General features: G+C 42.9%; 23 protein-coding genes. 10 read left to right on the top strand and 13 right to left on the bottom strand.

Features of this window, described 5'->3' with window-relative positions; genetic code table 11:
- Nucleotides 1-10 precede the first annotated feature (10 nt).
- On the top strand, nucleotides 11-1,483 hold the full coding sequence (locus tag Q0852_RS13005) for a cytochrome c peroxidase (protein ID WP_299018575.1): 1,473 nt from the start codon (nucleotides 11-13) through the stop codon (nucleotides 1,481-1,483).
- A 77-nt stretch (nucleotides 1,484-1,560) separates the two neighbouring features.
- On the opposite strand, the gene Q0852_RS13000 is transcribed toward Q0852_RS13005, so the two are convergent.
- On the bottom strand, nucleotides 1,561-3,117 hold the full coding sequence (locus Q0852_RS13000) for a BCCT family transporter (protein ID WP_299018573.1): 1,557 nt from the start codon (nucleotides 3,115-3,117) through the stop codon (nucleotides 1,561-1,563).
- 393 nt (nucleotides 3,118-3,510) lie between these two features.
- Between Q0852_RS13000 and Q0852_RS12995 the strand changes: the two genes are divergently transcribed.
- Nucleotides 3,511-4,212, top strand: coding sequence for a phosphatase PAP2 family protein (locus Q0852_RS12995; protein ID WP_299018571.1), 702 nt, complete (start codon nucleotides 3,511-3,513; stop codon nucleotides 4,210-4,212).
- Between the two features lie 26 nt (nucleotides 4,213-4,238).
- On the opposite strand, the gene Q0852_RS12990 is transcribed toward Q0852_RS12995, so the two are convergent.
- The 8 genes from Q0852_RS12990 to Q0852_RS12955 all read right to left on the bottom strand — a co-directional run bounded on the left by Q0852_RS12990 (nucleotide 4,239) and on the right by Q0852_RS12955 (nucleotide 9,332).
- Nucleotides 4,239-4,553: a hypothetical protein gene (locus Q0852_RS12990; RefSeq protein ID WP_299018569.1), complete on the bottom strand. Its 315-nt coding sequence runs from the start codon at nucleotides 4,551-4,553 to the stop codon at nucleotides 4,239-4,241.
- A 3-nt stretch (nucleotides 4,554-4,556) separates the two neighbouring features.
- Entirely contained in the window at nucleotides 4,557-5,339 is a 783-nt protein-coding gene (locus Q0852_RS12985) for a hypothetical protein (RefSeq protein WP_299018567.1), read from the bottom strand.
- 17 nt (nucleotides 5,340-5,356) lie between these two features.
- A complete protein-coding gene (locus tag Q0852_RS12980; RefSeq protein ID WP_299018565.1) occupies nucleotides 5,357-5,905 on the bottom strand; it encodes a hypothetical protein in 549 nt (182 codons plus the stop codon).
- A 343-nt stretch (nucleotides 5,906-6,248) separates the two neighbouring features.
- Nucleotides 6,249-7,085, bottom strand: a complete 837-nt coding sequence (locus tag Q0852_RS12975; RefSeq protein WP_299018563.1) for a CsgG/HfaB family protein — start codon at nucleotides 7,083-7,085, stop codon at nucleotides 6,249-6,251.
- 11 nt (nucleotides 7,086-7,096) lie between these two features.
- On the bottom strand, nucleotides 7,097-7,498 hold the full coding sequence (locus Q0852_RS12970) for a curli assembly protein CsgF (protein ID WP_299018561.1): 402 nt from the start codon (nucleotides 7,496-7,498) through the stop codon (nucleotides 7,097-7,099).
- An 11-nt stretch (nucleotides 7,499-7,509) separates the two neighbouring features.
- Nucleotides 7,510-7,962 (bottom strand): CsgE family curli-type amyloid fiber assembly protein, encoded by a 453-nt coding sequence (locus Q0852_RS12965; RefSeq protein ID WP_367278141.1) that lies wholly within the window; start codon nucleotides 7,960-7,962, stop codon nucleotides 7,510-7,512.
- Nucleotides 7,959-8,621 carry a LuxR C-terminal-related transcriptional regulator gene (locus Q0852_RS12960; protein WP_367278140.1) on the bottom strand — a complete coding sequence of 221 codons (663 nt, stop codon included), beginning with the start codon at nucleotides 8,619-8,621 and terminating at the stop codon, nucleotides 7,959-7,961. Before Q0852_RS12960 ends, Q0852_RS12965 begins: the two co-directional genes overlap by 4 nt.
- A gap of 354 nt (nucleotides 8,622-8,975) precedes the next feature.
- Nucleotides 8,976-9,332, bottom strand: a complete 357-nt coding sequence (locus tag Q0852_RS12955) for a helix-turn-helix transcriptional regulator (RefSeq protein WP_299018557.1) — start codon at nucleotides 9,330-9,332, stop codon at nucleotides 8,976-8,978.
- Between the two features lie 289 nt (nucleotides 9,333-9,621).
- On the opposite strand from Q0852_RS12955, the gene Q0852_RS12950 reads away from it, so the two are divergent.
- Both Q0852_RS12950 and Q0852_RS12945 read left to right on the top strand, forming a co-directional pair.
- Complete coding sequence (locus Q0852_RS12950; RefSeq protein ID WP_299018556.1) at nucleotides 9,622-10,008, top strand: hypothetical protein; 387 nt, start codon at nucleotides 9,622-9,624, stop codon at nucleotides 10,006-10,008.
- An 89-nt stretch (nucleotides 10,009-10,097) separates the two neighbouring features.
- Nucleotides 10,098-10,541 carry a DUF411 domain-containing protein gene (locus Q0852_RS12945; RefSeq protein WP_299018554.1) on the top strand — a complete coding sequence of 148 codons (444 nt, stop codon included), beginning with the start codon at nucleotides 10,098-10,100 and terminating at the stop codon, nucleotides 10,539-10,541.
- Nucleotides 10,542-10,642: 101 nt separating this feature from the next.
- On the opposite strand, the gene Q0852_RS12940 is transcribed toward Q0852_RS12945, so the two are convergent.
- Nucleotides 10,643-11,611: a hypothetical protein gene (locus Q0852_RS12940; protein ID WP_299018552.1), complete on the bottom strand. Its 969-nt coding sequence runs from the start codon at nucleotides 11,609-11,611 to the stop codon at nucleotides 10,643-10,645.
- A 174-nt stretch (nucleotides 11,612-11,785) separates the two neighbouring features.
- On the opposite strand from Q0852_RS12940, the gene Q0852_RS12935 reads away from it, so the two are divergent.
- Complete coding sequence (locus Q0852_RS12935) at nucleotides 11,786-12,481, top strand: DUF2786 domain-containing protein (RefSeq protein ID WP_299018551.1); 696 nt, start codon at nucleotides 11,786-11,788, stop codon at nucleotides 12,479-12,481.
- A gap of 262 nt (nucleotides 12,482-12,743) precedes the next feature.
- The gene (locus Q0852_RS12930; RefSeq protein WP_299018549.1) at nucleotides 12,744-14,048 is read left to right on the top strand and encodes an inosine/guanosine kinase; all 1,305 of its coding nucleotides are present in this window, start codon (nucleotides 12,744-12,746) and stop codon (nucleotides 14,046-14,048) included.
- Nucleotides 14,049-14,200: 152 nt separating this feature from the next.
- Here Q0852_RS12930 and hrpA read toward each other — a convergent pair whose 3' ends face one another.
- Together hrpA and Q0852_RS12920 are read right to left on the bottom strand one after the other, a co-directional pair.
- A complete protein-coding gene (gene hrpA / locus Q0852_RS12925; protein WP_299018547.1) occupies nucleotides 14,201-18,115 on the bottom strand; it encodes an ATP-dependent RNA helicase HrpA in 3,915 nt (1,304 codons plus the stop codon).
- Between the two features lie 16 nt (nucleotides 18,116-18,131).
- Complete coding sequence (locus Q0852_RS12920; RefSeq protein WP_299018545.1) at nucleotides 18,132-18,893, bottom strand: MATE family efflux transporter; 762 nt, start codon at nucleotides 18,891-18,893, stop codon at nucleotides 18,132-18,134.
- A gap of 346 nt (nucleotides 18,894-19,239) precedes the next feature.
- Between Q0852_RS12920 and Q0852_RS12915 the strand changes: the two genes are divergently transcribed.
- Together Q0852_RS12915 and Q0852_RS12910 are read left to right on the top strand one after the other, a co-directional pair.
- Nucleotides 19,240-21,408: an LruC domain-containing protein gene (locus Q0852_RS12915; protein WP_299018543.1), complete on the top strand. Its 2,169-nt coding sequence runs from the start codon at nucleotides 19,240-19,242 to the stop codon at nucleotides 21,406-21,408.
- 17 nt (nucleotides 21,409-21,425) lie between these two features.
- Nucleotides 21,426-21,866: a hypothetical protein gene (locus Q0852_RS12910; RefSeq protein ID WP_299018541.1), complete on the top strand. Its 441-nt coding sequence runs from the start codon at nucleotides 21,426-21,428 to the stop codon at nucleotides 21,864-21,866.
- Nucleotides 21,867-21,968: 102 nt separating this feature from the next.
- Here the strand turns inward: Q0852_RS12910 and Q0852_RS12905 are convergent, their stop codons facing one another.
- A complete protein-coding gene (locus tag Q0852_RS12905; protein WP_299018539.1) occupies nucleotides 21,969-24,347 on the bottom strand; it encodes a DEAD/DEAH box helicase in 2,379 nt (792 codons plus the stop codon).
- Nucleotides 24,348-24,570: 223 nt separating this feature from the next.
- Here Q0852_RS12905 and Q0852_RS12900 point away from each other — a divergent pair, with 223 nt between their 5' ends.
- The gene (locus Q0852_RS12900) at nucleotides 24,571-25,416 is read left to right on the top strand and encodes an enoyl-CoA hydratase/isomerase family protein (protein WP_299018537.1); all 846 of its coding nucleotides are present in this window, start codon (nucleotides 24,571-24,573) and stop codon (nucleotides 25,414-25,416) included.
- 75 nt (nucleotides 25,417-25,491) lie between these two features.
- Nucleotides 25,492-26,580, top strand: a complete 1,089-nt coding sequence (locus Q0852_RS12895; RefSeq protein WP_299018535.1) for a hypothetical protein — start codon at nucleotides 25,492-25,494, stop codon at nucleotides 26,578-26,580.
- Nucleotides 26,581-26,685: the final 105 nt, after the last annotated feature.

Genomic DNA, 26,685 nt, shown 5'->3' with positions numbered 1-26,685 from the left:
GTGCACAATAATGACTCAATTTAATATCATGACAAAGCAACACGTAAAAGTTGCGAACATTAAACATTCAAAAGCTCTCTTTGTTACAACCTTAAATCTTACTTTAAGTGCGGTTCTTTTTTCGGGAACGGCTCAAGCAGAGGAACAGGATCTCACTTACATTGAAGAGCTAGGAAAGCGGCTTTTCTTTGAAAACATATCTGAGCCCACCCGTCAATCATGTTCATCATGCCACCACCCGGGTGCAGGCGGAACAAATGGTGTATCAGGTGTAAACAAGAAACAAGTCGCTGTTACAGGTGCCGATCCTCACACTGTCGGCACCCTTAAGCCACCAACAAATAAATATGTCCAATTCCTAACCGAAGACGGGCAAGTAAACGGATTACCCAACTTTGACAGTTGCGGTACATTTCCTACCGGTGTTTGTGGCGGTGCTTTCTGGAACGGACGAGCTAAAGGCGACTCTACTGAAGATTTAGGTATTTTCATTAACGATCATTACAAAAATCTATACAGCAAATATCAAGGGCCGATGACAGATCAAGCTCATGCCAGCCCATTCATCAACCCTGTTGAACAAGGTATCGGTGAAGGAACCGAAGGTAAAATTGCAACATGTAAACATGTCGAAAACACCAAATGGGGAGTCGAACTGTATGAATACTCCTGGGGATTAAAGCTGAACTGCAACGAAAAACAAATCGATCAAGTCTTTGCCCGATTTGCCGTTTCATTGGGTGCATGGCAGATGTCCTATGAAAACAACCCTTATGATTCGAAACGAGATATTGCACTCAAAAATGATTCAGACGGAAGATTCCCATTAGATGACTTTACCAAGCAAGAAAATCTTGGCCATGACTTGTTTTACGGTGTTGCGGAAAACCGCGATGACCTTCAATTTGGTCAAGGCCGATGTGGCTTTTGTCACCGAAGCGGTAATCGGCAAGGTACATCAGAATTTGAACGCTACAGTGATGACAGCTATCACAACATAGGCATACCAAGAAACTATGAAATCCCAGGTCGTCCCGAAGCTGACGAGGGGCTTCATGCAACAACAAAAAAGATGGAAGAACTGACAAACCCTGTCCACCTCGGTAGCCATAAAACACCAACGCTACGGAATGTAGATCTAAGGCTGGGTAAAGGAACGACAAAAGCATACGGGCACAACGGTTACTTCAAGAGTTTAGAAAGCATTGTCCATTTCTATAACACTGCAATTGCAAAAGAGTCATGTGAAAGTAAAGGCATTGTGGAAGCAACAGAGAAGGAAGCACTAGCCAATAACTGCTGGCCTGCACCAGAATTCGGAGATACATCCGCTTTAGGTTTCATCGGAAATCTGGGGTTAACGCATGAAGATGAGGCTGCTATTGTTGCTTATTTAAAAACACTTTCAGATACATCTATCGTAACCCAACCCAAACCTTATAAATCGCAAAAATACGATGAAAGCCGATTAAGCAGAAACTAGCTTACCCCAAAAAAACAAACCCGGAAGTCAACAACGTTGACTTCCGGGTTATTTTTAAGTTGATAAGCGGTGCTTAATTACAAGGTTGAACTGGCAACGTCTTGCTGTTCCCACACTTGTTCCTTCTGCTTTTTATGCATCCGAACTACCGCAAGAGGGCCAGTCACAATAGTAGCCGCAACCAGCAGGGAAACCGGAACAGCAGTAATCACAATAAATGACTGTAGTGCATTCAAACCACCATCCCCTGCGACCATCAGCACTGCGGCAACACACCCCATTACAATTGCCCAGAACAAACGCTGTGACTTTTTCGGCTCACTGTCACCAGATACAACCATTGAGATTGCATAAGCCATTGAGTCACCGGTTGTAACAACAAAAGTCGTCGTCAAGACTAAGAACGCAGGCACAAGCAAGCTACTGAACGGCAACTGCGATAACGAAGCCAACAATACCGCAGGTAGTCCCGCCGCATTCAATGGGCCTGAAATACTACCTGGAGATTGAAGTTCAAAGAAAATCCCCGTACCACCAAGCACCGTAAACCAGAAGTTAGTTACAATCGGCGCACCAATCGCGACCGTTAAGATCAACTCTCGGATGCTACGACCTTCAGAAATTCGAGCAATAAAAATTGCCATCATTGGCGCAAAGCCAATAAACCAGCCCCAGAAGAACCATGTCCACCATGCATTCCAACCGGGAGCGGAACCATTCAAGCTCATTTCTGGAAGCTGATGCAGATAAACAGCAAATGCAGCGCCAAAATGTTCAAAAATAAATTCTGTTGGGCCAAATAGCAGCATAGCCATTAGCAGAGCAAAAGCACCTGCCACGTTCATGCGGCTCAGCCATTGCAGCCCCTTATCCATACCGGTAAACGCTGACACCGAATACACCGCAACCACCGCAGCCAAAATACCCAGCTGGTTATTGGTTGTATTCTCAAGGCCGATCACAGATTCAAGGCTGTATCCCAACTGTGAAGCCAGGAAACCGATAGGACCAATCGTACCGGCTGCAACCGCAATGATAGAACAAGCATCAACAACAGAACCAAACCAGTGATTCTCCAGCTTGTTCCCTACCAACGGATAAAGCAATGCTCTTGGACGCAGTTTCACCCCACCCTGGTGGTGCGCATACATTAAAACTATTGTGGCTAACGTACCTAATACAGCCCAAGCAAGAAAACCCCAGTGTAGGAAACTTTGGCTTAGCGCCGGAACAACAGCATCGGCAGTAGAGCCTGTCACTAACGGGAAGCTTGGAGGAGGCGTAATGAAATGATAAATAGGCTCAGCTGCAGACCAAAAAACACCGCCGCCTGCCAGTAAGGTACACATGATCATCGCTAACCAGCGAAAAGTACCAATAGTTGGTTTTGACTGCTGCCCCATTCGGATCTTGCCGTAACGACTAACAGCAATAAGCATGGCAACAACAAAGTTAATAACCATCAACCATTGCCAGAAAGTACCGAACTGTGAAGTCACGGAGGAAAACATTGACTGAATCACACTTGTTACGAGTGACAGGTCGATGAGCGCTGAAAGGAGGAATAAACTAATAAACCCAATCGTTAGAGTTGGAACTAATTTATCACCAACCTTTTGTGTGTTGCTATGCATAATATTCTCACGGTTACTGTGAGGGGCAGCACATTAACAGCTTCTAACGTATATAACCAGCAAAATCTGACTTTGAAGCACGAAAAAAGACCTTGATTTATCGCAATATACGTGGTGAATAAGCAATAACGTCGCATAGAAGGATGAATAATTCGGTAGATGTTAGCAACTTAAGCAAAGATTAATATTTAGAGCTCAAAGTATTGAATCGTAACCCTAGAACAACAGCTCCCTCACCTTTTGATTCAAAAACCAACGCTGAACAAACTTAACCCCGGTTCTATTAGCTCCATATTTGCTAATAGAACATCGTAAAAATGACATTAATTTCACTTATATGGCTATAAGCTCTGCTAAAATACATTTCCTTCTTTTTTTCCATCAGAAACACTAATGTTAACCACCTCATTCATAAAAAAAATCCCTGGGTTTATTGCCCTATTACTGTTTGCCACCGTTATGTCGGGTGTGCTTATGTTCTTTTCATCAGCCACACTTACCAGTGAGGTTAGTGACAGTACAGGTTTACTGTTCAACCTTTTAACCCAATCTGCAGGTAATCCCGGCTTTCTGATCGCTGTAATTCTACTCACACTTGTCCCACTCACCTTAAAATTACCTCAGAAAGAAATAATCCGACTCATCGTCCAATTCGCTATTCTTCTTGTTCTTAGTTTCGCCGCCAAAACGGCACTAAAACACATCACAGAAGTGCCGCGACCATACAGTTATGAACTGCAGAGTTTAGGCATTGTCGAATCAACTGCTGAATTCTATCGGCTAAGTGACGAGGACAAAGACAGTGCAATTGATTTAGCAAAGTCTAGTGTCAGTAAATGGCGAACTTCTCACTGGCAAGGAGAAACTAACTACTCCTTCCCATCCGGACATACCCTTTTTGCTGCTGTGTGTGTGGTTTTCTGGGGAGGCTTCTTTCTCAATCGCAGACAATTCTTCCCAACAACTATGTTGATTTTGTGGGCAACAAGTGTAGGTGCCAGTCGTATATGGCTGGGAATGCACTGGCCAACCGATCTGCTTGCCTCTATCGCTGGTGCCGGAGTGCTTTATTGCTTAGTTCCTGAATGGGAATAACACTTCATACGATTAAAAAACGCTTCTTATGAAGCGTTTTTTTCATCTATGTAACAATCATCATTAATGACAAACGTTCTTAACACACTGCTTTCAACTTCAACCGGAAACTGTGACTTACTGAGTGATAATGAGCTAATGGAATTTCCACTGGAACCCGAAGTCATTACATTGTTCGCACTCGATACAACTTTCAATTTCACATAATGACTCGTATTATTTCTAACAACTAGCTTAATGCTATCCGACTCGACATCACATCCAATATCTAGAGGTTGAAAACTTGCTGCATTCACAAAGAATGCAGCAAATAACGAAGCTAAAATAAATACTGCTTTCATTAATTAGTACTGAGTTACGTTAACATAGTTGCCATCTGATCCATCGGTGATGTGAACAAGCGAGTATTGTGCGTAGTTATACTGGTCAACATATACGTAGTTGCCATCCGAGTAGTTCTTGATTTCAACATCTGAGAAATGATAGTCACCATCTTGATAAACATCTACATAGTTATAATCAGAATCATAATCGATCGTTACATATGAAGTATTATCGTATCCATATTGTCCAACATAGACGCCATTACCATCTGAATAATTATCAATATAAACACCAGAGTAATTTCCTGAACCATATTGATAGACACCTACATAGTTATTGTCTGAATTCCCACCAATATAGACATCTGAATCATTATAATATCCATCTTGATATACATAGACATTATTATAGTCAGAATCATCCTTAATAATTACATCTGAGTAATTACTATAGCCATATTGGCCAACATATACGTAGTTGCCATCTGAATAATTCCCAATATCTACATTTGAATAATTATAATCCCCATATTGATCAACATAAACATCATTATAATCTGAGTCATATTTGATCTTTACAGTTGAATTATTATAATACCCACCTTGATAAACAGAGACATAGTTATAATCAGAATCGTATTCAATTTCAACTGTAGAGTCGTTATAATCGCCATTCTGATAAACATCTACATCATTGTAATCTGAATTATATTTAATCTTAACAGTAGACTCATTGTCATAAGACGCTATTGCTGAAGTAGATACTAATGCTGCTGAAATTAATAGAGCAAGATTTTTCATCATTTTTCCTTAAAGTAAAATCATCGAATGGTTATATTTTTATTCATCCCATTAATGATCACATGAGTTTGACCACCAGATTGGGTTATATCTGTTTTAAAGTATTCAACATTACTTTTTTGTACAACTAGAGCTTTGTTATCATCATTATATTGTGTTATCTCTCCTTGATGGTTACCTCCTTCTTGTATAATGGTGGCTTCATTATTATTCCCATATTGTTTAATTACTCCATAATTGCTATAGCCATACTCTGAAACATATGCAGCATTTCCACTTCCATATTGGTGAATGTAAGCTATATTTCCACCACCATATTGCTCAATAGAGGCGCTGTTATTTTCGCCACTTTGCTTAACTAGAGCTGAATTACCTTGTCCGTAAGAATTATTCTCCTGAATAATATTTACATTACTGTTTAATGCGTAATCTAATTCAACAGAAGCATAATTATCAAAGCCATATTGCAACTCAGATAGATGACTCAGCTCATTTAGTGCAAGATCACTAGCCTGAGAATTAAAATTTGCGCAGGCCATCATTATTGTTACAAAAGCTAATTTTTTCATTTTTACAGGTCAAAAACATTCAACTTGTGTATTTATTATTGATTATCTCTTAAGTTAATCCATCAACCTATAGATGATATTTCCCTTGAATAATTAGCACCAATTACCAACCATTATGAAAAAAAACGTTATCAAAAAGTATTACTAAAAGATAAAAAAACTAACACCTTTGTTTGATTAAAATAAATAAAATCAATAAAACCGGACACTTATATAATGTTTGACTCGTTTATTATGACACCATATGTAAGTTCTAAAATATTAAATAAGAATAACCACACAGCATTTTTTTGACAAAAAAGCCCTCAATAATGAGGGCTAAATAGTTCATATTGAATAGCTGTTAAATGATTGGTTTCGATCTGTTCATATATTCCTGAATAATCGGGTGCTGTAAATCTTCTCGCCGTCTAGGTTCCCACAACCCTGTTTTTATCCCATCAACTATCACATGAACAACTGCAGCATCTATAGCTGACATAACTGCTAGATTAACAGGCTCATTTGTCGTGTAACCCAGTTCCGCTTCTAAAAGGTCTTTGTAATCAACAAACTTAAATACACCCGTTTGTAACTCTTTAGATAGAATTGTCTTACTCGTCGTTACACTAAGTAATATTCTGCCACTCCTAACATCAACAGCACGTATATTGACAGTTACTTGATCCGTTCTATATTGGCCTGATGCACCAACCCCTAAATACCTGGCTCCCGCTCCTCCGGTTTGAATATTCGTGTCATATGCAACAATCCCCCCCTCAACCATAATGTTTGCAGAAGCCAATGACGGTAAATGCACGCCATGATTTGTAGGTATCTCTTCTTTCTTTTGCGCTGCCCGGATTATTTTTCTTTCCGTTAATAAATTCTGTAAACCTTCACGCTCTAACGGCATAAACCATTGAGAATCAAGCAACGCAGTTGTAAGTAAAGCGGCTCCTCCCTGGGGTACTGCCGTTGAGAAGTTGCTATTAGGTTGCGGCTTATATTGTCCAGTCTGATCCCTGAAATCATAGACAGAAACATATACTTTTCCTTTAGGTAAAGGTAAAGATACAAGGTCCTGATAGGCCGTCCCCCTTGCCATCAATGTAGGTTCTTTACTGACACTTGGTGTATCTAAAGATGTAGAACAGCCTGACAAACACAGTAGCAAACTCCCCAAAACTACAGCTTTCATCAAAATTCTCCCTATAGATCCGGTACGAGACCACTGACTTGAATTGTGGACGATTCACCCGTCTCTTTATCCGTGATCTGAATAATTAAATTTCCGTTATCATCAAGAACATTAAGTAAAAAATCGTCAGTTGCTAACTGCCCAGTATTGCCGTTTCCTACATCTGAAAGTAGCTGACTTATCAAACGCGATTCTAAACTTGCAGCTAATCGCTCAAGATCTGATTGCTCTTCTAATAACAAATCTTGAGGCGGCTTATGATCATTTATTGCATTTGCAACCCCCAATAAATGGCTGCTATTTAAAGGGTTACCGCCAAAACTGGGATTGATTGGTGTATAAACCAATTCCGTAGACGAAACCTTTCCGGACAGCAGGACAAAACATGCTAATACTAACCTACCCCTTTTCATGATAATTCCTCTTATATTTCGTCATAATCAACATCAAAGGTATCTTTTAAATAACGTTCAATGCGCCATTTCACCATATAGGAACCAACAGCTTTTACTGCATCGTCAACTTTTGTCTCTATTTGTTGTCTCCCTGGCGAAAGCGCTGTCCGATAAATAATCGTTTGACGGTGAAATACAGTTATAATGCTTCCAGAAAGTGCTGTCGCTCGCTCTTTAACTGTCAAGTTTTCTTCTAAGTCTTCATATTTATCGCTCAACTTTTGCGAGAATAACGAATAAAAATCCTCGCCAAATCGAGTCATCGTTCGATCTATAACAACGCCCGTTATCTCTCTCAGATCATCAAGCCCTTTATGGTTTTCAAGGAGGGGGCCATTTTCAAGTGGCTTATTCTCAGCAGCAAATAAAATAAATGAAACTGAAAATAGCGTCAAAGCTATTGCTACAACATTCATTCTCATAATGGTAAGTCATTACAATAGTTGTTTTTTGCCCACATGAAAGCCTGCATTCTATTCTTAACATTTATTTTTTTGAAAACATTATATAAATGTGTTTTCACTGTGTTTTCACTAACAAACAAGCTTTCTGCAATTTCATTATTAGATGCACCCATTACCAGTAACTGCAATATTTCCTTTTCTCTTGCAGTTAACCTAGCATTAGGTTGAATAGAAATGGATTTTTTATTTCGATATAATTCAATTATTTTTTGCGTCAATTGGCGACTTAACCACAGCTCACCTTCAATCACCTTTTTCATTCCTTTTGCAACAACATCAAGCCCATCACCAGCAAAGAATAGTCCAATAATATTAGGCCATCTTGAAACCATACCCGCACTAATTGACTTAGGTGAGTTAATCATCACTTCATATGCATCAAAGTTATTTTCGACAATAAAGTTCACATATAGAGCTAATGATTTCTCATCAATTTGAGAATAATCAATAATGAATAGCACAGACTCCTTAGATGAAATATTTAACTGGTGTAAACAATCAATTGTCGTGTTCTGAATAGAAAGACACAGTGATTTCTCTAGATAATCCCTAAAAAAGGAGGATTGTAAACTAGAGTCGCAGATGAATATCAAATCATTATATTTAGTTCTAGACATCATATTCCCTTCAATTAAATATCTTATTACTAAGACATTTCTAAAGGTAGAACATAACGTTAGAACATCAAGACAGCCAAATAACACCAATTGCAGCTAAAGTGCTAATCTATTGATTAAGAAGGGTAAATTACGGTCTTATTAATAAGACGTAAGGTTAATTAGTTTTACACTAAAAGATAGACATTTTTTTATTTAACTATTTTGCTATATAAAACATAAACTAACAAAAAACCACCATATATATAAACAAAAGCCTTGCTTAATCAAGCAAGGCTTTACTCTTTTAGTACTAAAATTATCGTTGTTCCGAGGTGATTTTTCGCTAACTTTAGCCTTCGGTTATAGTCAAATTTAATGAGTCTGAACACTATGCTCATACTCGACAACAATTTGATTACCACAATACCGGACGTTTCGAATGTTACCATCAACGATATAGGTATTCGTCAGTGTTACTGTATTAGGCAACACTCCAGCTACTTGCTCTCTCAATGATGGCAATGTAATTATAGGGTCGACACCTATGTAGTCACAAAGCTGATTAACAAAACTATGCTCAAGAGGAACCTGCCCCCTCAAAATATCAGAAAAAACCAACTGACTGAGCCCTAGCTTCTTCGCCATCTCAATTTGTGTAACACGCATTTTTGCCTTGTAGCTCATCCATGTATCATGTAAGACCTGACGGTCTTGTTCTGTATATTGCATATCAAAAATCCTAGCGCCATCTTCTTAGTTCAAGCAGATTAAAACCCAAAATTCACGCTAAAATGTCAGAACTATGTAAGGGATACATCAGGTAAAATGCCGCATTTACCGGAAATGAAAAAGCGAGTCACAGAAGTGGATCTAAATTCAACATCATCAGAATGTTACAAAACAATCTAATTTTTGCGCATTATATGATAATCTTTCCTGCAGACGTTGTTACTCAAAATGATAGCTGTATATAATCTGCAGTATCGACGTTTCCTTTAATTATCCAGACAGGAATCACATGCACTTTCAGCGCATCATTGCAAAACTTGTCATACTCGCAATGCTGTTTACAGTGACACTGTCACCTGTAAGTGCAACTAGTACACCCAATCAAAACCCACTCAAAGTAAACTGTCACTCATCAGCCATTGTTAAGTGCTGTGAGAGTTCAATTTCTTCACCCCAACACCAGTCGATGGTTTGTAACCCTGTAGATATGACCGGTCAGGATCATGCGAGTAATTGTTGCGGTGATAATGGTTGCCAAGCTAATAGCATTCCGTTGGCAATACTTACCGATAACGAATTACTCACGGTATCTTCATCAAGCCCACTGTTTACTGAACCAAAAGGCGAACGGCTGTACCATCATGACCTGCTCCTTCGCCCGCCATTGTCTGCCTAAGTGATTGTTACCGCTGTCTTTCAAACAGCGAGCAAAATCACAACTGAAAAAACTTACTTATATTCAGTTTCCAGACAAAGGATCAAATAATGAAATTTAAATCTCTAGTTGCACTATCTTTAATGGCAATCAGCTCAATTTCTATGGCGGCTACGACCAAAGGCATCAACTACCAATCCCCTTACTGCGGCTGCTGTAAGGAATGGGTAAAACACATGGAAGTAAACGGTTTTGAAATTGAAGTGGTTTATGAAAAAAATATCACTCCAGTCAAAATCGACCTTGGTATTCGCCCTGAATATGCCTCTTGCCATACAGCAAAAATTGAGGGCTATAGTTTTGAAGGACATGTTCCTGCTGAAGATATCAAACGCTTTATCGAATCAAATCCGAAACGAATGATCGGGCTTGCTGTACCCGGTATGCCAATGGGCTCGCCAGGAATGGATTATAACGGTGAAAAGCATCCTTATGAGGTGTTAGCCTTTGATAAAAATGGCAAAACTATGGTCTGGGCACGCCATAATCAATAAAAATTGAGCCTTATTTAGCACAAGCTCGAATACGGGCTGCTGACTTCATTCCGAACCGAAGCCTTGCAGCCCTTTTCTTAATTGTGAATCTATCAAGTGTGTTATGAGGCCGCCAACCGTGCAAATAAATCCCGGTTTGGGTCTTCATTCTCGGCCCAGTCCAAGTCCATTTCTCGCTTTTCCAAATAAACTTGCAAGCCACTAAAATAAGTAAAAGCTGTCAGCTCAGAATCTTGCGTGAAGTGCTCAACAAAAGCCTCTTCATACTCCGCCAACTGATTTAAGGTCGTAATACCCTGCTTTAGAATCCACTGAATCGCATAAGGTGAAATCATTGTGCGATAAAGCATTAATTCCTTAATATCAGAAATTGCAACATCAATTCCTTTCTGGATCTTGGATTCCTGAAACGAAAGTGCTTCTTCAGCCAACATTGCTTTCAAACTACCAATGCTGACTTCACGTTCCTCGGCCGAATAACCATAGGTGGTTTTAGCAAAACGTATTGCGTAAGTCAGGCGGTCACGACCGACCAACTCTACTACCTGTTCAAGATAAGGTTGTGGAATATTATATGCCTTTGAAAGCTGTACAACGGCTTGAACCAAACTGGTGTAGGTGATCCCGTTGTGCTCAATGTAAAAGCCAGTACTCATCCCTACAACTGGTAAGCCATCAATTGTCAGTGGCCAACCTGTGTAATTCACTCGATCTTTTGCTATTTCAAACATTTTCCAGCCGCTTTCTCTGAAACCTTCAAGGGCCTTACCCTCGAACTCGGACTCTTCAAGCTCCTCTTTAGTCCAGTTCACCCCGATCTGAAGGTGTTTTTCATATTTTCGATGAAGCTTCTCTTTCACTTTATCGCGAAGAAGATCTAAGCCACTGGCTTTAATTGAGTGGCATAATGAGTAACACTCCTGACAGCAAGGTACCATGATCGGTAATTCTTGCTGCTCATAGTTTGGCGATGGAGTGAAGGAATAAGATTCAAAATAAGGCTCACCACAAAACCAGCAGGTATGGCGAAACTCATAAGGAACATCGATAAATTGGTAAGCACTTGTCATGTCAGCTTTATTATGTCGAATAATCACTTATCAATTATGCGTTTCAAGATCCAGTTTCTCAAGTTCATCTGCACCCACTCCCCCTTTGACCCTCACTCGATTTCACTTGGATAATTGTACTAAGTGGCATAAAAAGCTAAAATACGCGACCATTTTGTGAATGAGTATGATTGAATGTCTGAACAGAAGCGAAAGGCGCTAAAAAAGATTGCGAAATGCCTAGAGCTGGGTAACTCTGCGAACATCAACGAAGCCGCACAAGCTATTAAGATGGCGCACAGGCTAATGCTCAAATATGGTCTGGAAAAAGACGATATTGAATTCATTCAGATGGGCAAAACCAAGTCTTCTACTTTACTGCCAACCGACATTAGCCAACAAATCCTTAAAATTATTCGCGGTATCAACCGTCGTTTTGGCGTTGAATGTGTTTTAACCAACTACAAAGGGTTAAAGCAGGCCGAATTTATCGGCGTCGCCGAACGCGCCATTTTTGCAGCTTTCGCCTTTGATGTCGTCTACCGCGAGATGAACCAGCAAACAGGCCAGTTCCGCAACAGCTTTGCCGGAACGGGTACCAGTTCAGCTGAAGTCAGCCGTCGTGTCAGTTCATTTCTTGCTGGATGGATTGAAGGTGCATTAGAAAAACTTCCGGAACTCAATACCGATGATGATCATGACAAACGCATGACAAACTATATCGACAAAGAGTTCGAAAACATCGATCGCGAAACCTTCAAAAAGCAACTTCAAGAAGCAATGAAGGCGATGACTGATGACTATGAGAAAGGCATGAAAAAAGGCCGGTCAATTAGCGTAAATAGGCCAGTCGGCGGTTCCAGAGCGCATGAGCCCAAATTACTTGGGTAAAAAAGCCTTTAAATGCATCAATAAATGCCTTTATCTATAATCAATATACAGCTGCCCTCATAAGTGGCTGTATTCTATTTGAACAAAAATCCCGCAAATTAACAAAAACTTACGTCTAACCTAATAATCTGACAAGCCATCTACTGTTTAAAAATAAAGCAAAAGAACCAAATTCCTCACCTTCATGCAATGAATTGGAATATAAATCCCATTTTTGTGATAGAATCAAACAAAATCCCCTAAAAACCGATAGCTTTCACACATGAAATTCCCTGGTCAGCGTAAATCAAAGCATTACTTTCCAGTCAATGCCCGCGATCCATTAGTTGCTCAAATCCAGCAAGAAAATCCGCTATCTCGAACCCACCTAGTGGGTGTTGGTCAGACTATTGTTGATATCGAAGCTCGTATTGACGATGATTTCCTGCAACGCCACGCCTTAAGCAAAGGCCATTCTCTAGTACTTGACGAAGACAAAGCGGAACTGCTTTATCAGGAACTACAAGAACGCAACCTGATCAGCCACGAATATCCTGGTGATACCATTGGTAATACACTACATAACTACTCTGTGCTGGCTGATGATAAATCAATCCTGCTAGGTGTAATGAGTAAAGATCTGAAAATCGGATCATACGCTTACCGCTACTTATGTAATACATCCAGCCGTATGGATCTGGATCACCTACAGCCTGTTGATGGACCTATCGGCCGCTGCTATACGCTTATCACCAAAGATGGCGAACGAACCTTCGCGATCAATGAAGGTGAAATGAACCAGCTAACGCCAGAACATATTCCAGAGTGCGCATTTAAAAATGCATCAGCGCTTGTGCTTTCTTCTTACCTTGTACGCGGTAAGCCTGGCGCGCCGATGAAAGAATCGGCACTAAAAGCCATTGAGCATGCTAAGAAGAATAATGTTCCTGTTGTTCTGACCTTGGGAACCAAGTACGTCATCGAAGACAAGCAGGAATGGTGGATTAAGTTTCTGAAAGAACATGTAACTTGCGTTGCTATGAACGAAGAAGAAGCTGAAGCACTGACTGGCGAAAAAGATCCGCTACTTGCTGCTGACAAAGCCCTTGAATGGGTTGACCTGGTGCTATGTACTGCCGGTCCGGTTGGCCTTTATATGGCAGGCTACACCGATGAGACGTTAAAGCGCGAGTCAACATTACCGCTACTGCCTGGTCGTATTGCTGAATTCAACAAATATGAATTCAGTCGCCCAATGGCTAAAGCCGACTGTGAAGATCCTATCCGCGTATACTCACACATCGCACCTTACCTAGGTGGTCCGGTAGAAATCAAAAACACCAACGGTGCTGGTGATGCTGCACTATCGGCCCTATTACACGATATGTCTGCCAACCGCTACCACAAGGCAAACGTACCAAATTCAGGCAAGCACATTGGCAAGTTCCTGACATATTCATCATTCTCACAGATCTGCCAGTACTCAAACCGCGTAAGCTATGAAGTACTAACCCAGCATGCACCTCGCCTTTCGCGTGGTCTGCCAGAACGAGATGATTGCCTGGAAGAAGCATACTGGGAACGTTAATTGATATCCCCCATAAAGCGGAGTCTTATACTCCGCTTTTTTATATCTATCATCCGCATCCCTTCCTAAATAAGCATCTTAAGGCGCTTCTTTAAGTACAAAAAAGCCGAAGCATCAGCTTCGGCTTAATATGAGCAACAAACCGTGATTAATTAGCACTCATTAATCGCGTTGCGCACACGCTTATCTGATACTGGATAAGGTGTACCCAATTGTTGAGCAAAGAAACTGACACGCAGCTCTTCAATCATCCAGCGGATATCTTTAACCTTCTGCGGAACCGGCTGACCTTTCGGGATCTTATTCAATAGCTCCTTGTAATCCGATACCACAGACTCAATCTTAATGATATGCATGCGGTCTTTATTCGGATCAATCGGTAACTTCTCCATCCGGCGCTCAATGGCCCTCATATAACGCAGAATATCCGGCAGCTTACGCCAACCACACTCAGTCGCAAAGCCCTTGAAAATAAGCCCTTCAATTTGCGCTTTGATATCTGACAGAGCAAACGCCATCGTCAGGTCAACACGACCTTTCAGGCGTTTATTGATATTAAATGCCGTTGTCAGGATCTCTTCGACTTGCTTGGCGATATCAACCACCGCATCTCCGAGCTCCGCACGGATGTGCTCCTTGAGCGCTTCAAAAGCATCAGACTCCCAAACTAAACCGCCCTTCTCTTCGATAAGCTTATCGATACCACAGGCAATACAGTCATCAATCAGATCCATCACACGACCATAAGGATTGAAGTACAAACCCAGCTTCGACTTATTCGGCAAATTCGCATGCAAATATTTAATAGGTGAAGGCACGTTCAGCAATACCAGACGACGCTGACCTTGCTGCATCGCAGTACGCTGCTCTTCTTCGGTCTCAAACAGCTTGATGCCTACCGAGTCCTTGTTATCAACAATCGCCGGATACGCTTTAACTTCAAACCCGCCACGCTTTTGCTGATAACGTTCAGGTAGCTTACCGAAACTCCAGGTTTTCAGCCCTTCCTGCTCAATATCATCATCTGCAACCTTTGACAGGGTTTCCTGAACTTTCTCTTTCAAGCCCTCTTTCAGGCTGTAAAGATCCTTGCTCTCCCTTAGCTTCCGATTGCGATGGTCAACAACACGGAAAGTAATTTTCAGGTGATCTGACACCTGTTCTAGATTCCAGTCCTCACGAAGAACAGTAACGCCGGAAATACGCTTCAGCTCTTTTTCCAAAGAGTCTAACAGCGGCATTGCCATCGCCTCTGCTCGTGCCATAAAGGCATCAGCATAATTAGGTGCCGGTACAAAATTACGACGCACAGGTTTTGGCAACGACTTAATAAGCGCAACCACCAATTCGTGACGCAAGCCCGGGATCTGCCAGTCAAAACCATCTGGCTCAACCTGGTTCAGAATCGGCAATGGCACATGTACCGTTACACCGTCACTGTCTTCTCCCGGTTCAAACTGATAGCTTAATTTAAACTTCAGATTTCCCTGGTGCCAGAAGTTCGGATAATCCAGCTCGGTAACATGGCTGGCATCACCTTTGAACAGCATCTCACGTTCAAAGTTCAGCAGATCGGTATTTTCGCGCGAGGCCTTTTTCCACCAGCTATCAAAATGGCGACCTGATACAACGGTATGTTCAATGCGCTGATCGTAAAACTCGAACAATGCGTCATCATCAATCAAAATATCGCGGCGACGGGACTTGTGCTCCAGCTCTTCAACTTCACGCAATAATTTACGGTTCTGATGGTAAAACTTATGCTTTGTCTCCCAGTCACCTTCAACCAATGCAGAACGAATGAAGATTTCACGAGAAAGAACCGCATCAATTTTGCCGTAGTTGACCTTACGCTTGGCAATCACAGGGATCCCGTACAATGTCACTTTTTCAAAAGCGGCAACAGCTGCTTGTTTCTTCTCCCAATGCGGTTCGCTGTAACTGCGCTTCAGCAGGTGTTCGGCCAACGGCTCAACCCATTCAGGCTGGATCTTGGCGGCAATACGTCCCCATAGCCTTGATGTTTCCACCAGCTCAGCGACCATTACCCACTTCGGTTGTTTTTTAAAAATACCAGAGCCCGGGAAAATATTGAATCTGGCGTTACGCGCGCCCTGATATTCATTCTTCTCCTGATCTTTCAGGCCGATGTGAGACAACATACCCGATAGCAGCGCAGTATGAATACCCTGGTAACTTGCCTCTTGCTCGTTTACGCGTAATTCCAGCTCTTTGACAACCTGGCTAACCTGATAGTAGATATCCTGCCATTCGCGGATACGCAGGTAGTTCAGATATTCTTTCTTACACTGTTTACGGAACTGGTTGCCCGACAGCGCTTTCTGCTGTTCCTGGATATAATCCCAAAGATTTACAAAAGTAACGAAGTCAGATTCTTTATCATAGAAACGGCGATGTTTTTCATCAGATGCCTGCTGTTTCTCCATCGGACGCTCACGCGGATCCTGGATAGACAGAGCACAAGCAATGATCATAACCTCACGCAGCGAACCTTGCTTAGGTGCTTCCAGTACCATACGAGCCAAACGCGGGTCAATTGGTAAACGAGCCAGCTGGCGGCCAATCGCAGATAAACGCTTTCGCGGGTCTTTGGCTTTCGGATTAATCGCACCCAGCTCTTCAAGCAGGCGAATACCATCCTGAATATTGCGGTTATCCGGCGCTTCAACAAACGGGAAGGCCTGGATATCACCAAGACCAATCGCTGTCATCTGCAGGATAACGGATGCCAGGTTGGTACGCAGGATCTCAGGATCGGTAAACTCTGGACGAGACAGGAAATCGTCTTCTGAGTAAAGACGAATACAGATACCTTCCTGAACACGACCACATCGACCTTTACGCTGGTTAGCACTTGCCTGTGAAATACGCTCAATAGGCAGTCGCTGTACCTTAGTACGGTAGCTATAACGACTGATACGAGCTGTACCCGGGTCAATAACATATTTGATACCCGGTACAGTCAGAGAGGTTTCTGCAACGTTGGTTGAAAGGATAATACGACGCCCGGCGTGAGACTGGAAAACCCGATTCTGCTCACCTGCCGATAAGCGGGCATACAGTGGCAATACTTCCGTATCACGCAGGTTACGTTTTTCCAGCGCATCCGCAGTATCACGGATCTCGCGTTCACCATTCATGAAGATCAGGATATCCCCCAAACCTTCATCGCACAGCTCATCTACCGCATCGAAAATTGCCTGTAGCTGATCGCGGTCGCTGTCATCAGCATCTTCAGATATTGGACGGTAACGAACTTCTACCGGATAGGTACGTCCCGACACTTCAATGATCGGCGCATTTCTGAAGTGCTTAGAAAAACGCTCAGGGTCGATAGTTGCCGACGTAATGATCACTTTCAAATCAGGGCGTTTCGGCAATAGCTCTCGCAGATAGCCCAGAATAAAATCGATATTCAGGCTACGTTCGTGAGCTTCATCGATAATAATCGTGTCGTACTGGCTAAGATAACGATCGCTCTGAATTTCAGCTAACAAAATACCGTCGGTCATCAGTTTTACCTGACTCCGATCCGATACTTTGTCGTTGAATCGAACCTTATAACCAACATAAGAACCCAATTCACACTGAAGCTCTTCGGCAATACGACTGGCAACCGAGCGTGCAGCCAGACGGCGTGGCTGGGTGTGACCAATCATGCCGGAAGTGCCTAAGCCTAGCTCCATACAGATTTTCGGCAACTGGGTCGTCTTACCCGAACCGGTTTCACCTGCCACGATCACAACCTGGTTGTTTTTGATCGCTTCGGCAATTTCATCTTTTTTCTGGCTTACCGGGAGTTGTTCCGGATAGGTAATTTTCGGACGTTGCGTTGAGCGCAACTCAACAGTTTGCATTGATTTGGCAATATCTAATGCAATTTCATCGAAAACAGCATGTTTAGCCGTTTCATTATTAATTCTTGCCGCACCCTGCACTCGCTTGTGCAAACGAAAACGATCGCGGATCATGCAATCTTTAATCGCGGCTTTTAACGTTTTTTCATTATTCAAAACGTCTGACTGAGAGGTATTCGACTGAGTCAAAGGAATTCCTGATATTTCAGCTTGGTATTAAATAAAACTGGCGGGATTCTATCACATTTATTGCGGGGAGAGAGGCAGAAACAACACAATCATCCTGTCTACTTTCTTCGGGTTCGTCACTGATCAAATTTGTCAGCCATCGACGGCCTTTGATGCGATGAGTTATCAGCAAGACTTTAACTAACTCTTCGCTCAAAATTGCCAACATCACCCAATGCAGTGGCGACCCCAGTACAATACCAGTGATAACCGCTATCGGTATGCCAATTCCCCATTGGCCAAACAGAACAATAAAAATACTGTAACGAATATCACCACCACTACGCAGCACGCCACTGATACCAACCATATTGTACACTTTGAGGAACAAACCCAACGCCAGAACTAAAGTGACATTAACAGCCATTTCTAAATTAGGCGTATCCACTTTAGCCAGCAAACTGCCGACGCCATCATGGAACAACAATACGGCTAGCCCCAACATCAATACCAGCGAAGCACTCAGACCAATAAACAACCAAGACTGCTGCCAGGCTCGCTGGTAATTCTCAGCACCCAGCTCATGACCAAGAATAGTTGAAGCTGCCACGGCAAAGCCGATGAAACTAGAAATTAACACACCTTCAATCGGTGACAACAGGCTGATAATTGCAAGTTCTGTCACTCCAAGCTGTCCAATAATGTAGTTGTAGACCAGTACGCCCAAAGCCCAGCCGCCATCTAATGAACGAAGGCACTGACGAAGGTGCGGTTGATACGCCGACAGTGAATCTCGCAATGGCCTCTTTATTATGTGAAGTTGCCAATGCCGACCATAATGTCGATTCCCGAGAAAAAACAGCCAAAATATAAGTAGTAACTAACAGCCCCCTATAACTCTGGGGGCTCCAAAGGCCATAATGTCGTGTTCATAATGGTTATTAGTGCATTGCATCATTTCCCTTATTCATTCCCAATTTGCGAATTTCCATTTAAATCTGTTGTCAAAACAAGGACTTCAAACAAAACCAAACCATAAGACATTGAAAAAAAAGAAATTTAACAAAAACTTATAGCGTGTTATTTCTGGCCTCTTTCTTGTAGTTAAAACAACAAGTTAAATTCACAAGGAAGAGTAAAAGCAAATGAAAAAATTTATGCGCTCAATAATAACCCCAATTCTTTTCCTTTCTCCACCCGCAGCAATGGCAGCTAAGCCATTTGGGGAATGCCCTACAGAAGCATTTCTTTTTCAAGGAGAACCAGCAACCGTTTATGCTGTCGACCTGTCAACGGGGAATTATCAAACTGTAAGCACAAATACAGGAGCCAGTGGTGTGATTAATGCCGTCGGCTTTAATAAAACCGACCGCTACATATATGGCTGGAACAAGGCTGCAAAAACCATCACCCGCATAAATCAGGAATATCGCATTGAAGATTTAAATCTTCAATCAGGGCTACCGGAAGGAAAAAGCTTTTTTGTCGGAGATGTTTTCGACAACAATTATTTCCTCTATTTACAAAACCAAGGCATGTTCAAAATAGATTTAAGCCTAGGCGATGAAAACCTCACAGCGACTACAGTTATGTCAGCATCAGATGCAGACATAAGTCTTACTGACTTTGCATTTTACCCAGAAACCGGTGAGTTATTCGCTGTAGAAAATACGAACAGAGACCTTTACTTATTTACCTTTGATAGTTCAGGCAACGCCAGCAAAACAAAAATAGGTGCTACAGAGCTAACCGGTAAAACAACGTTTGGCGCTCAGTATTTCGATAAATCCGGTTTTATGTATATCAGCAACAATCATGATGGAAAGATATACCGATTAGATTTACGTGACTTAGGAAACTTAAAGCCTCAGGCGGAATTCTTTGCCGATGGTCCCTCATCAAATAAAAATGATGGTGCGCGATGTGCCAGCGCTCCCGTCACAGCTAGCAATACTGATTTTGGCGACGCACCTGATAGTTACAAAACATCACTTGTTGAAAACGGCCCACGCCACTTTATTGGACCAAACTTCTTTTTAGGTTCCCAAATCGACAGTGAAGGTATTGCTGCTGTTTCACCTAGTTCAGATGATAATAACGGCTCGCCAAACGATGAAGACGGCGTTTCTTTTGCCACTAACTTTAAACAAGGTTCTGACGTATTAATCAACGTCACTGTCGGAGGTGAAGCTATTGGTTATGTCAACGGCTGGTTTGACTGGGATGGTGACGGTACTTTCAGTGGTGATAACGAACAATCCATTACTGATGAGTACCTGATACCCGGAACTCATACTTTAAAGGTCCGGGTACCGGAAGATGCTAAAGCTGGAACTACATGGGCTCGTTTTAGAATAGGAAACGCACCCGGCCTGACTTATTTTGGCGGTGTGACTTATGGTGAAGTCGAAGACTACCCTATTACAATTGAAGAACAAACATTAACTCATAACTATTACCCTGGTGAAGGAACCTGGGTAACGCTTGCTTATGAAGATAATTGGCCTGAAAAAGGAGATTATGACTTCAATGATATTGTCATGTACTACCGGATAGATACGGTTTCAAACCAAGATGGAAACATCGTTCGCTACGACATTTATGGAAAACTCCAAGCCTACGGTGCAACATACTCCAATGGTTTTGCGGTACAGCTCGACAACATTGCGCGGTCACAAGTAGATGCCGATAGCGCAAAAATCGTTGTCAATAATAAAACCCTTCACAGCCAAGTAGTTATTGAAGAGGAGCAAACAAACGCGGTTGCTCTTATATCCAGTAACCTTAAAGACGAGTTCTCCCCTCCAGAATGTTCCGGTGATGCCGGTAAATTTTACCGAGTATGGCGAGGGTGTAATAAAGATGCCGCAGATCAATTCAGCTTTGTTGTCAGCATTCCGTTTAAATCTGCTATTACTAACGGGCCGGACATGCCATTAAATCCCTTCATTTTTGCCCCTGAAGGCCGCTTCCATGGTAATTCATTCGATGTGGAATACCCCGGACGTGAATTAGAGATCCACCTGAAAGGCCACTGCCTGACATCTCTCGCATCCGATCGCTTCTTTTCAACACAACAAGACACTTCAATATATAACAGTGAAAACTGCCCCGGACCAAACTGCGATAGTTTTCACGGCGTAAACGGTACACCGTGGGGGCTACTGATTGACTCAAACTGGGCACACCCATCAGAGCGAACTGACATTTTACAGGCTTACCCAGACTTGGCTGAATTTGCCAGCTCCGGCGGTACGCAAAAACAAAACTGGCACCAACGAGCCAATGCTGTCGTTAACAAATTATTCGAATGAATTCAGCCGGGAGATTAATGATGAAGCATATATTAAAAGCATTACTCATCGCCCTAACAATATCTGGTTGCGATGGAGGCGGAGGAAATGATTCAGGCAACTCAACCGATAGTGGCAACGGCAATACAGCAACACCTTTTGATCAAATAATCATTCCAGATGGTTTCAACATGCGCTCTTCATATCCCGTTATGTTGGATATTACGTTAACGACTAATGAAGCCATGTACCTGAGCGTATATGGAAACCATACAACAGGACAAGACGGTGAACCCATTGCAGATACCAGTAGCCGTATCATTGCAGGACAGATAAAAAATGGCAGATTCAAAGGGAAATTTACTGCAACCTCGACCCTCGAAAATATCTTAATAGAGGCCTGGTACCTTGATGGAAGCCGACTCCCATTCCGCGAGGTCATTTCATTACCACAAGAAACCATCACCATCCAAAACTGACCAATCCTCCTACCATTTAAAAAGCTGCCTTTATATGATGGCAGCTTTTTTATATTGTGCTTTTCTATATTGTTTTGTGCCGTCCTGAGATAAGTTTTCCGATTATTTTATATCGATGGTTCGACTGGCCTTTCGGTACTGTACCTTCCAGCCTTGCCAGCGCGGTAGCTCCCAACGTTTTGGGTCTTGCTTACGCTTACCGCTGGTATGTACCGCTATCACCAATTTTCGGGCAATATGGTATTCGATACACATGGTCAGATCGGTTAATACAACCTGATACGGAAACGCTTGATCAAACTCTTCCCGTTCCCATTTAGGAATTCCATCAAATTCAAAATCATCAGTAGTAAACAGTTCCAGATCATCTGCAGATTCAACACCCAGCGCATCTAACTGCTCGGCGAACCATTTTGCCGCATCTACCGGTTCAGCAACTCTGGTACAAGCATCCGCCTGATATCGACCTAGCGACAAATACAGATTCCATTGATGGATATCGGCACAAATTTTATCGGCTAATCCTTCGAGCAACGCCCCTTCCATAATCATAGAGATCAATGCCCGCCTTGCCGATTCGCCCTGAGGCTGCTGCCAGCGTGTTTGGATAACCCGGCCAGCGTAAACTCGCTTAACCTCAACCTGACAGCCCTCATCATTCACCTGGCTGTCACCCATTTGTTCTTCCCCCATGTCTTGCGAGATCATCAGATCAAAAGAGATAGGTGACATGCAAGTTGCCAAAGTCAGATTCTGCTTCACGCCTTTACCCGGAAGCGAAAACTGGTCAAACACAATCGCCGCTTCAGCGGTGTCAGAAAAACGGCTATCACGCCCAATGCTTACTTCACAATAACCATTACCCAATGCCTGCCGACGCTTTTCCCGCCTAACAAAAACCAGTTCAGGCGTAGCCTTCATAACAGCAAGCATCCAAGGTTCCCGTTTAACCGACGTAGCAACTTCAAGCTGAGGCAACGCCAGTGCCTCGCGGATCTGCTCTGATAACTGACGAGCTTCTTTCAGCACACAAGTATCAACATTCAGGAAATCAGGTGTTGGCTCACGAAGTAACTTAATCAACGTCATCGCATCACAGGCTGTCGACTGCCATTTAGCAAGTTGCTCGCGCTTCTCTTCACTGGATGGCAACTGCCACAATCTTTGCGGCACACTCAGGGCCGCCGACAGATCCACCATAGCTTCCTGGCTCGCCTTGTCCGGCATAACAGTAATCAAATGGGCAAACAGGGTATCGATCGGCAGTGGATATAACCGCTTACCATGTTCAGTAACATGTCCGTTATCATCAATAGCAGCCATCAGCTTCAATTTATCTTTAGCCTGTTCAACCGTCTGAAGCGGCAGAGTATCAATAAAGGCTAAATCTTCAAACCGATAGCCACAACTTGCCGCCGCCAGCATAGGCTCAACCAACTCCTCGCGGTGCAGCTCAGGAGGTGTCAGCAGCTCCAACGGTGCAGCTTTACCATATAATCGGATACAACTTCCTTCGCAAACACGACCGGCACGTCCCTTACGCTGTTCAGCACTGGCACGGGAAATAGCATGTAAGCCAAGCACGGTTCGGCCATTACGTTGGTGGGTTCGGCGCTCCAGTCCGGTGTCAACAATCAGGGTCACACCCGGTATCGTCAGCGATGTTTCCGCCACATTGGTAGCCAGGATAATCCGCTGCTTGTCACTTTCTGTCAGGGCACGATGCCTTTCATCATCGAAGACAGAAGCGTGCAAAGGGATCACATCCACCAGCCCTAGGGCAATTTGCTCATCGAATAACTGCTTTAATTGAGACTGACACTGAGCGATTTCTTTGCGTCCCGGTAAGAAAACCAAAATATCCTGGTGCAGTTGGTAGTGCTCGGCAATAACCTGACGTACTTTGGTTTCAACGCCACGGATATCGGGCATATTACGGCTGTCGCTTGCTACATGAGAAACATCAACATGAAAATTGCGTCCTTCGGCTTGTAAACGGTAGGCACCAAGATAATCAGCCAGTCGCTCACCGTCCATCGTAGCTGAGGTAGCGACCAAACGGTGACGGTTGAGCTTCATCAGCAACGCCAACAGTAGATCAGTATCCCAACGGCGCTCATGAAACTCATCAATAATAATTGTATCGAATGCAGAGAGCTGATCTTCGCTCAACCAACGCAAAGCTACGCCCGGTGTGACAAACACAATACGGCTCTGCTCATCAAAACGGTTATCAAACCGGATTGCATAACCTACACCCTGCCCCAACTTTTCGCCGGATTGCTCAGCAACAAATTCTGCCAGAGAGGTACATGCCACACGCCTTGGTTCGATAACCAGAACTCTCCCTTTTTCAGCCGCCCAAAGCGGTAAACGAGTCGATTTACCTGAACCAGTTTCGGCTTCAACAACCAAATGTTGGTTCTCTAGATGGGAAAGAAAAGTTTCTTTTAACGAATCAATCGGTAACGTGTATGACATGAACAGCTTCTGCAGAAATTCCAATTAATCCCTTATTTTGTCAGCAATTAACTCGAATGTCATTGCCATGTGTGTATGCACTTGTTGATATAAAACGATAATTCCAATACTAAGGTGCAAGTGGCTGTTTTCGGTATGAAGTAATTCACGGCACATAACTTGGTTTAAGACTGACGGGTGTACTAGTCTTATTTGAATGATATTGTTTTAAAAGGTAAAAACCTTGAATGACCTAAACTTAACGAGTCTTGCTGCTAGCCATCTATTAACCGACCTCAAAGATGGTTTGCTCACCATTACCATGAATCGCCCTGAAAAATTAAACGGTTGGACTTTGGAAATGATGGAGGCATTACGTGAAGTGTTTTCAAAAGCCAATACCAACGATGAGGTCAAGGCCATAATATTTACCGGATCAGGGAAATATTATTCCGCTGGGGTCAATTTAGGTGGCTCACTCAAATTGATGCCACCTCAAAAACTACACAGGTTAATTGTAAAAAATAATCAGGCGCTATTCGATATATTCCTAAACTGCAATACTCCCTTATTGATAGCGGTAAATGGCCCGGCATTAGGAGCCAGCGTAACATCCGCCACATTAGCTAATAGTATTATTGCATCAGAAAATGCTACCTTTTCAACACCGTTTTCAGCCTTAGGCATCACCCCTGAAGGATGTTCCAGCCTTCATTTCCCCCGTTTAATGGGTGAAACGAATGCTCAGCGTATGTTAGGAAGTGAAGGCTGGAAACCAAATGCTAAAGAAGCGTTAGACGCAGGATTAATTCAAAAAGTGGTGCCTCATAACCAATTAATGGTAGAAGCGACGCGTATTGCTCAAGATTGGATTACCAACAAGGAGCAACGTAAATTTCTAGCCGGTAGTCAATTAGAAGAGCTAAAAGCAACTAATGCTCGAGAATCAGAGCAACTCGCAGATTCATTTTTAGGTGCCGACTTTTTAAAAGAACAATCGTGTTTTTTATGGGGCAAAAAAAAATATGCACCTTCAGCCTTGTTTTTTTCGCTATGGGTATTACGGCCACTTTGGTCACGCTTAATTTGAACACTCAAAAAATTGAATTTTTTAAGGCATAAGATTACAGGCAAGCCTAAGTGGTGGAAAGGGACCGCGTGGGCCATGCTAACTGCCGCACTTTTGATATTGCCGCCTTTGGCTGGGGCCTTTCTCTCCGGTAAGCCACTATCACAATATCTAAGCCTGCAGCCCTCGACGCTCTATGTGGAGCATCCGCCTTTTTCATGGCCAGTATTCATCTTACTCACCTTATTGATCTTGGCCTGTATACTGCCTTTTCTTTATCGTTTGGTACGCATGCAGGACAAGCCAGCTCCTCAGCTATTCTCATTTCCCTGGTGGGGATGGCTGGGTATCGCGCTGCTCGCTTTGAGCTGGTCACTGGCCTGGGTGAAGATCGATACACAAAGCGACTGGCAACGCTATACTTTCACGCCACTCTGGCTCGGTTATATATTACTGATAAATGCCTTAGGGATAAGACGTAACGGAAGCTGCCTAATGCGAGAACAACCAGGTAAGTTTTTATTGCTCTTTCCCGCTAGCACACTGTTTTGGTGGTTCTTCGAATACCTCAACCACTTCGTACATAACTGGTATTATCTGGGGCCGCCAGTTTCTCCGTTAACCCGCATTCTGACCGCCAGCCTGTCTTTTTCAACCGTGCTACCAGCAGTATTAAGTACCGCCTACTGGATGGCAACGTTCCACCGTATGCGCCGTGCCTATACCCACTATTGGGCATTCAAGATACCATACCCCCGTGTACTTGCCGCTATTGGGTTAACAATTTCAACCCTCTCTTTATTTGCCTTGGGAGCATGGCCGGACTCTTTCTACCCCTTGGTCTGGGTATCACCACTGATTGTATTGCTATCGCTACAAGTACTGGCAGGAAAACGGACTGTCTTTTCTTCACTACAAAAAGGAGACTGGCGCCCCTTCTGTCTACCAGCCCTGGCCAGCCTGCAGTGTGGCTTCTTTTGGGAATTATGGAACTATGGCGGGACGTCTCCCTGGAAATACAATATTCCGTTCGTGGACCGTTTCCATCTGTTTGAAATGCCTTTGCTGGGTTATGCCGGCTACTTCCCGTTTGGGCTGGAATGCATCTTAGTTGCTTCCTTGTTGGGTATTAATGTACTCACAGCACCAGCCTCTTCCCCAAAAAAACATAACCCACTCCAATAGCCACTCCAGTTCTGCGGTGGTAAGAACAAATAACCCCTACCATTTTTACTTATCCATATTTGCTTATCTATAGAGTGCTCTCCACCACCGAAGTAAAAAAATGAC

Source organism: uncultured Photobacterium sp. (genome assembly GCF_947502415.1).
GTDB lineage: Bacteria > Pseudomonadota > Gammaproteobacteria > Enterobacterales > Vibrionaceae > Photobacterium.
The sequence above is the reverse complement of the archived record's forward strand: the minus strand, read 5'-3'. Positions and strand labels throughout refer to the sequence as shown.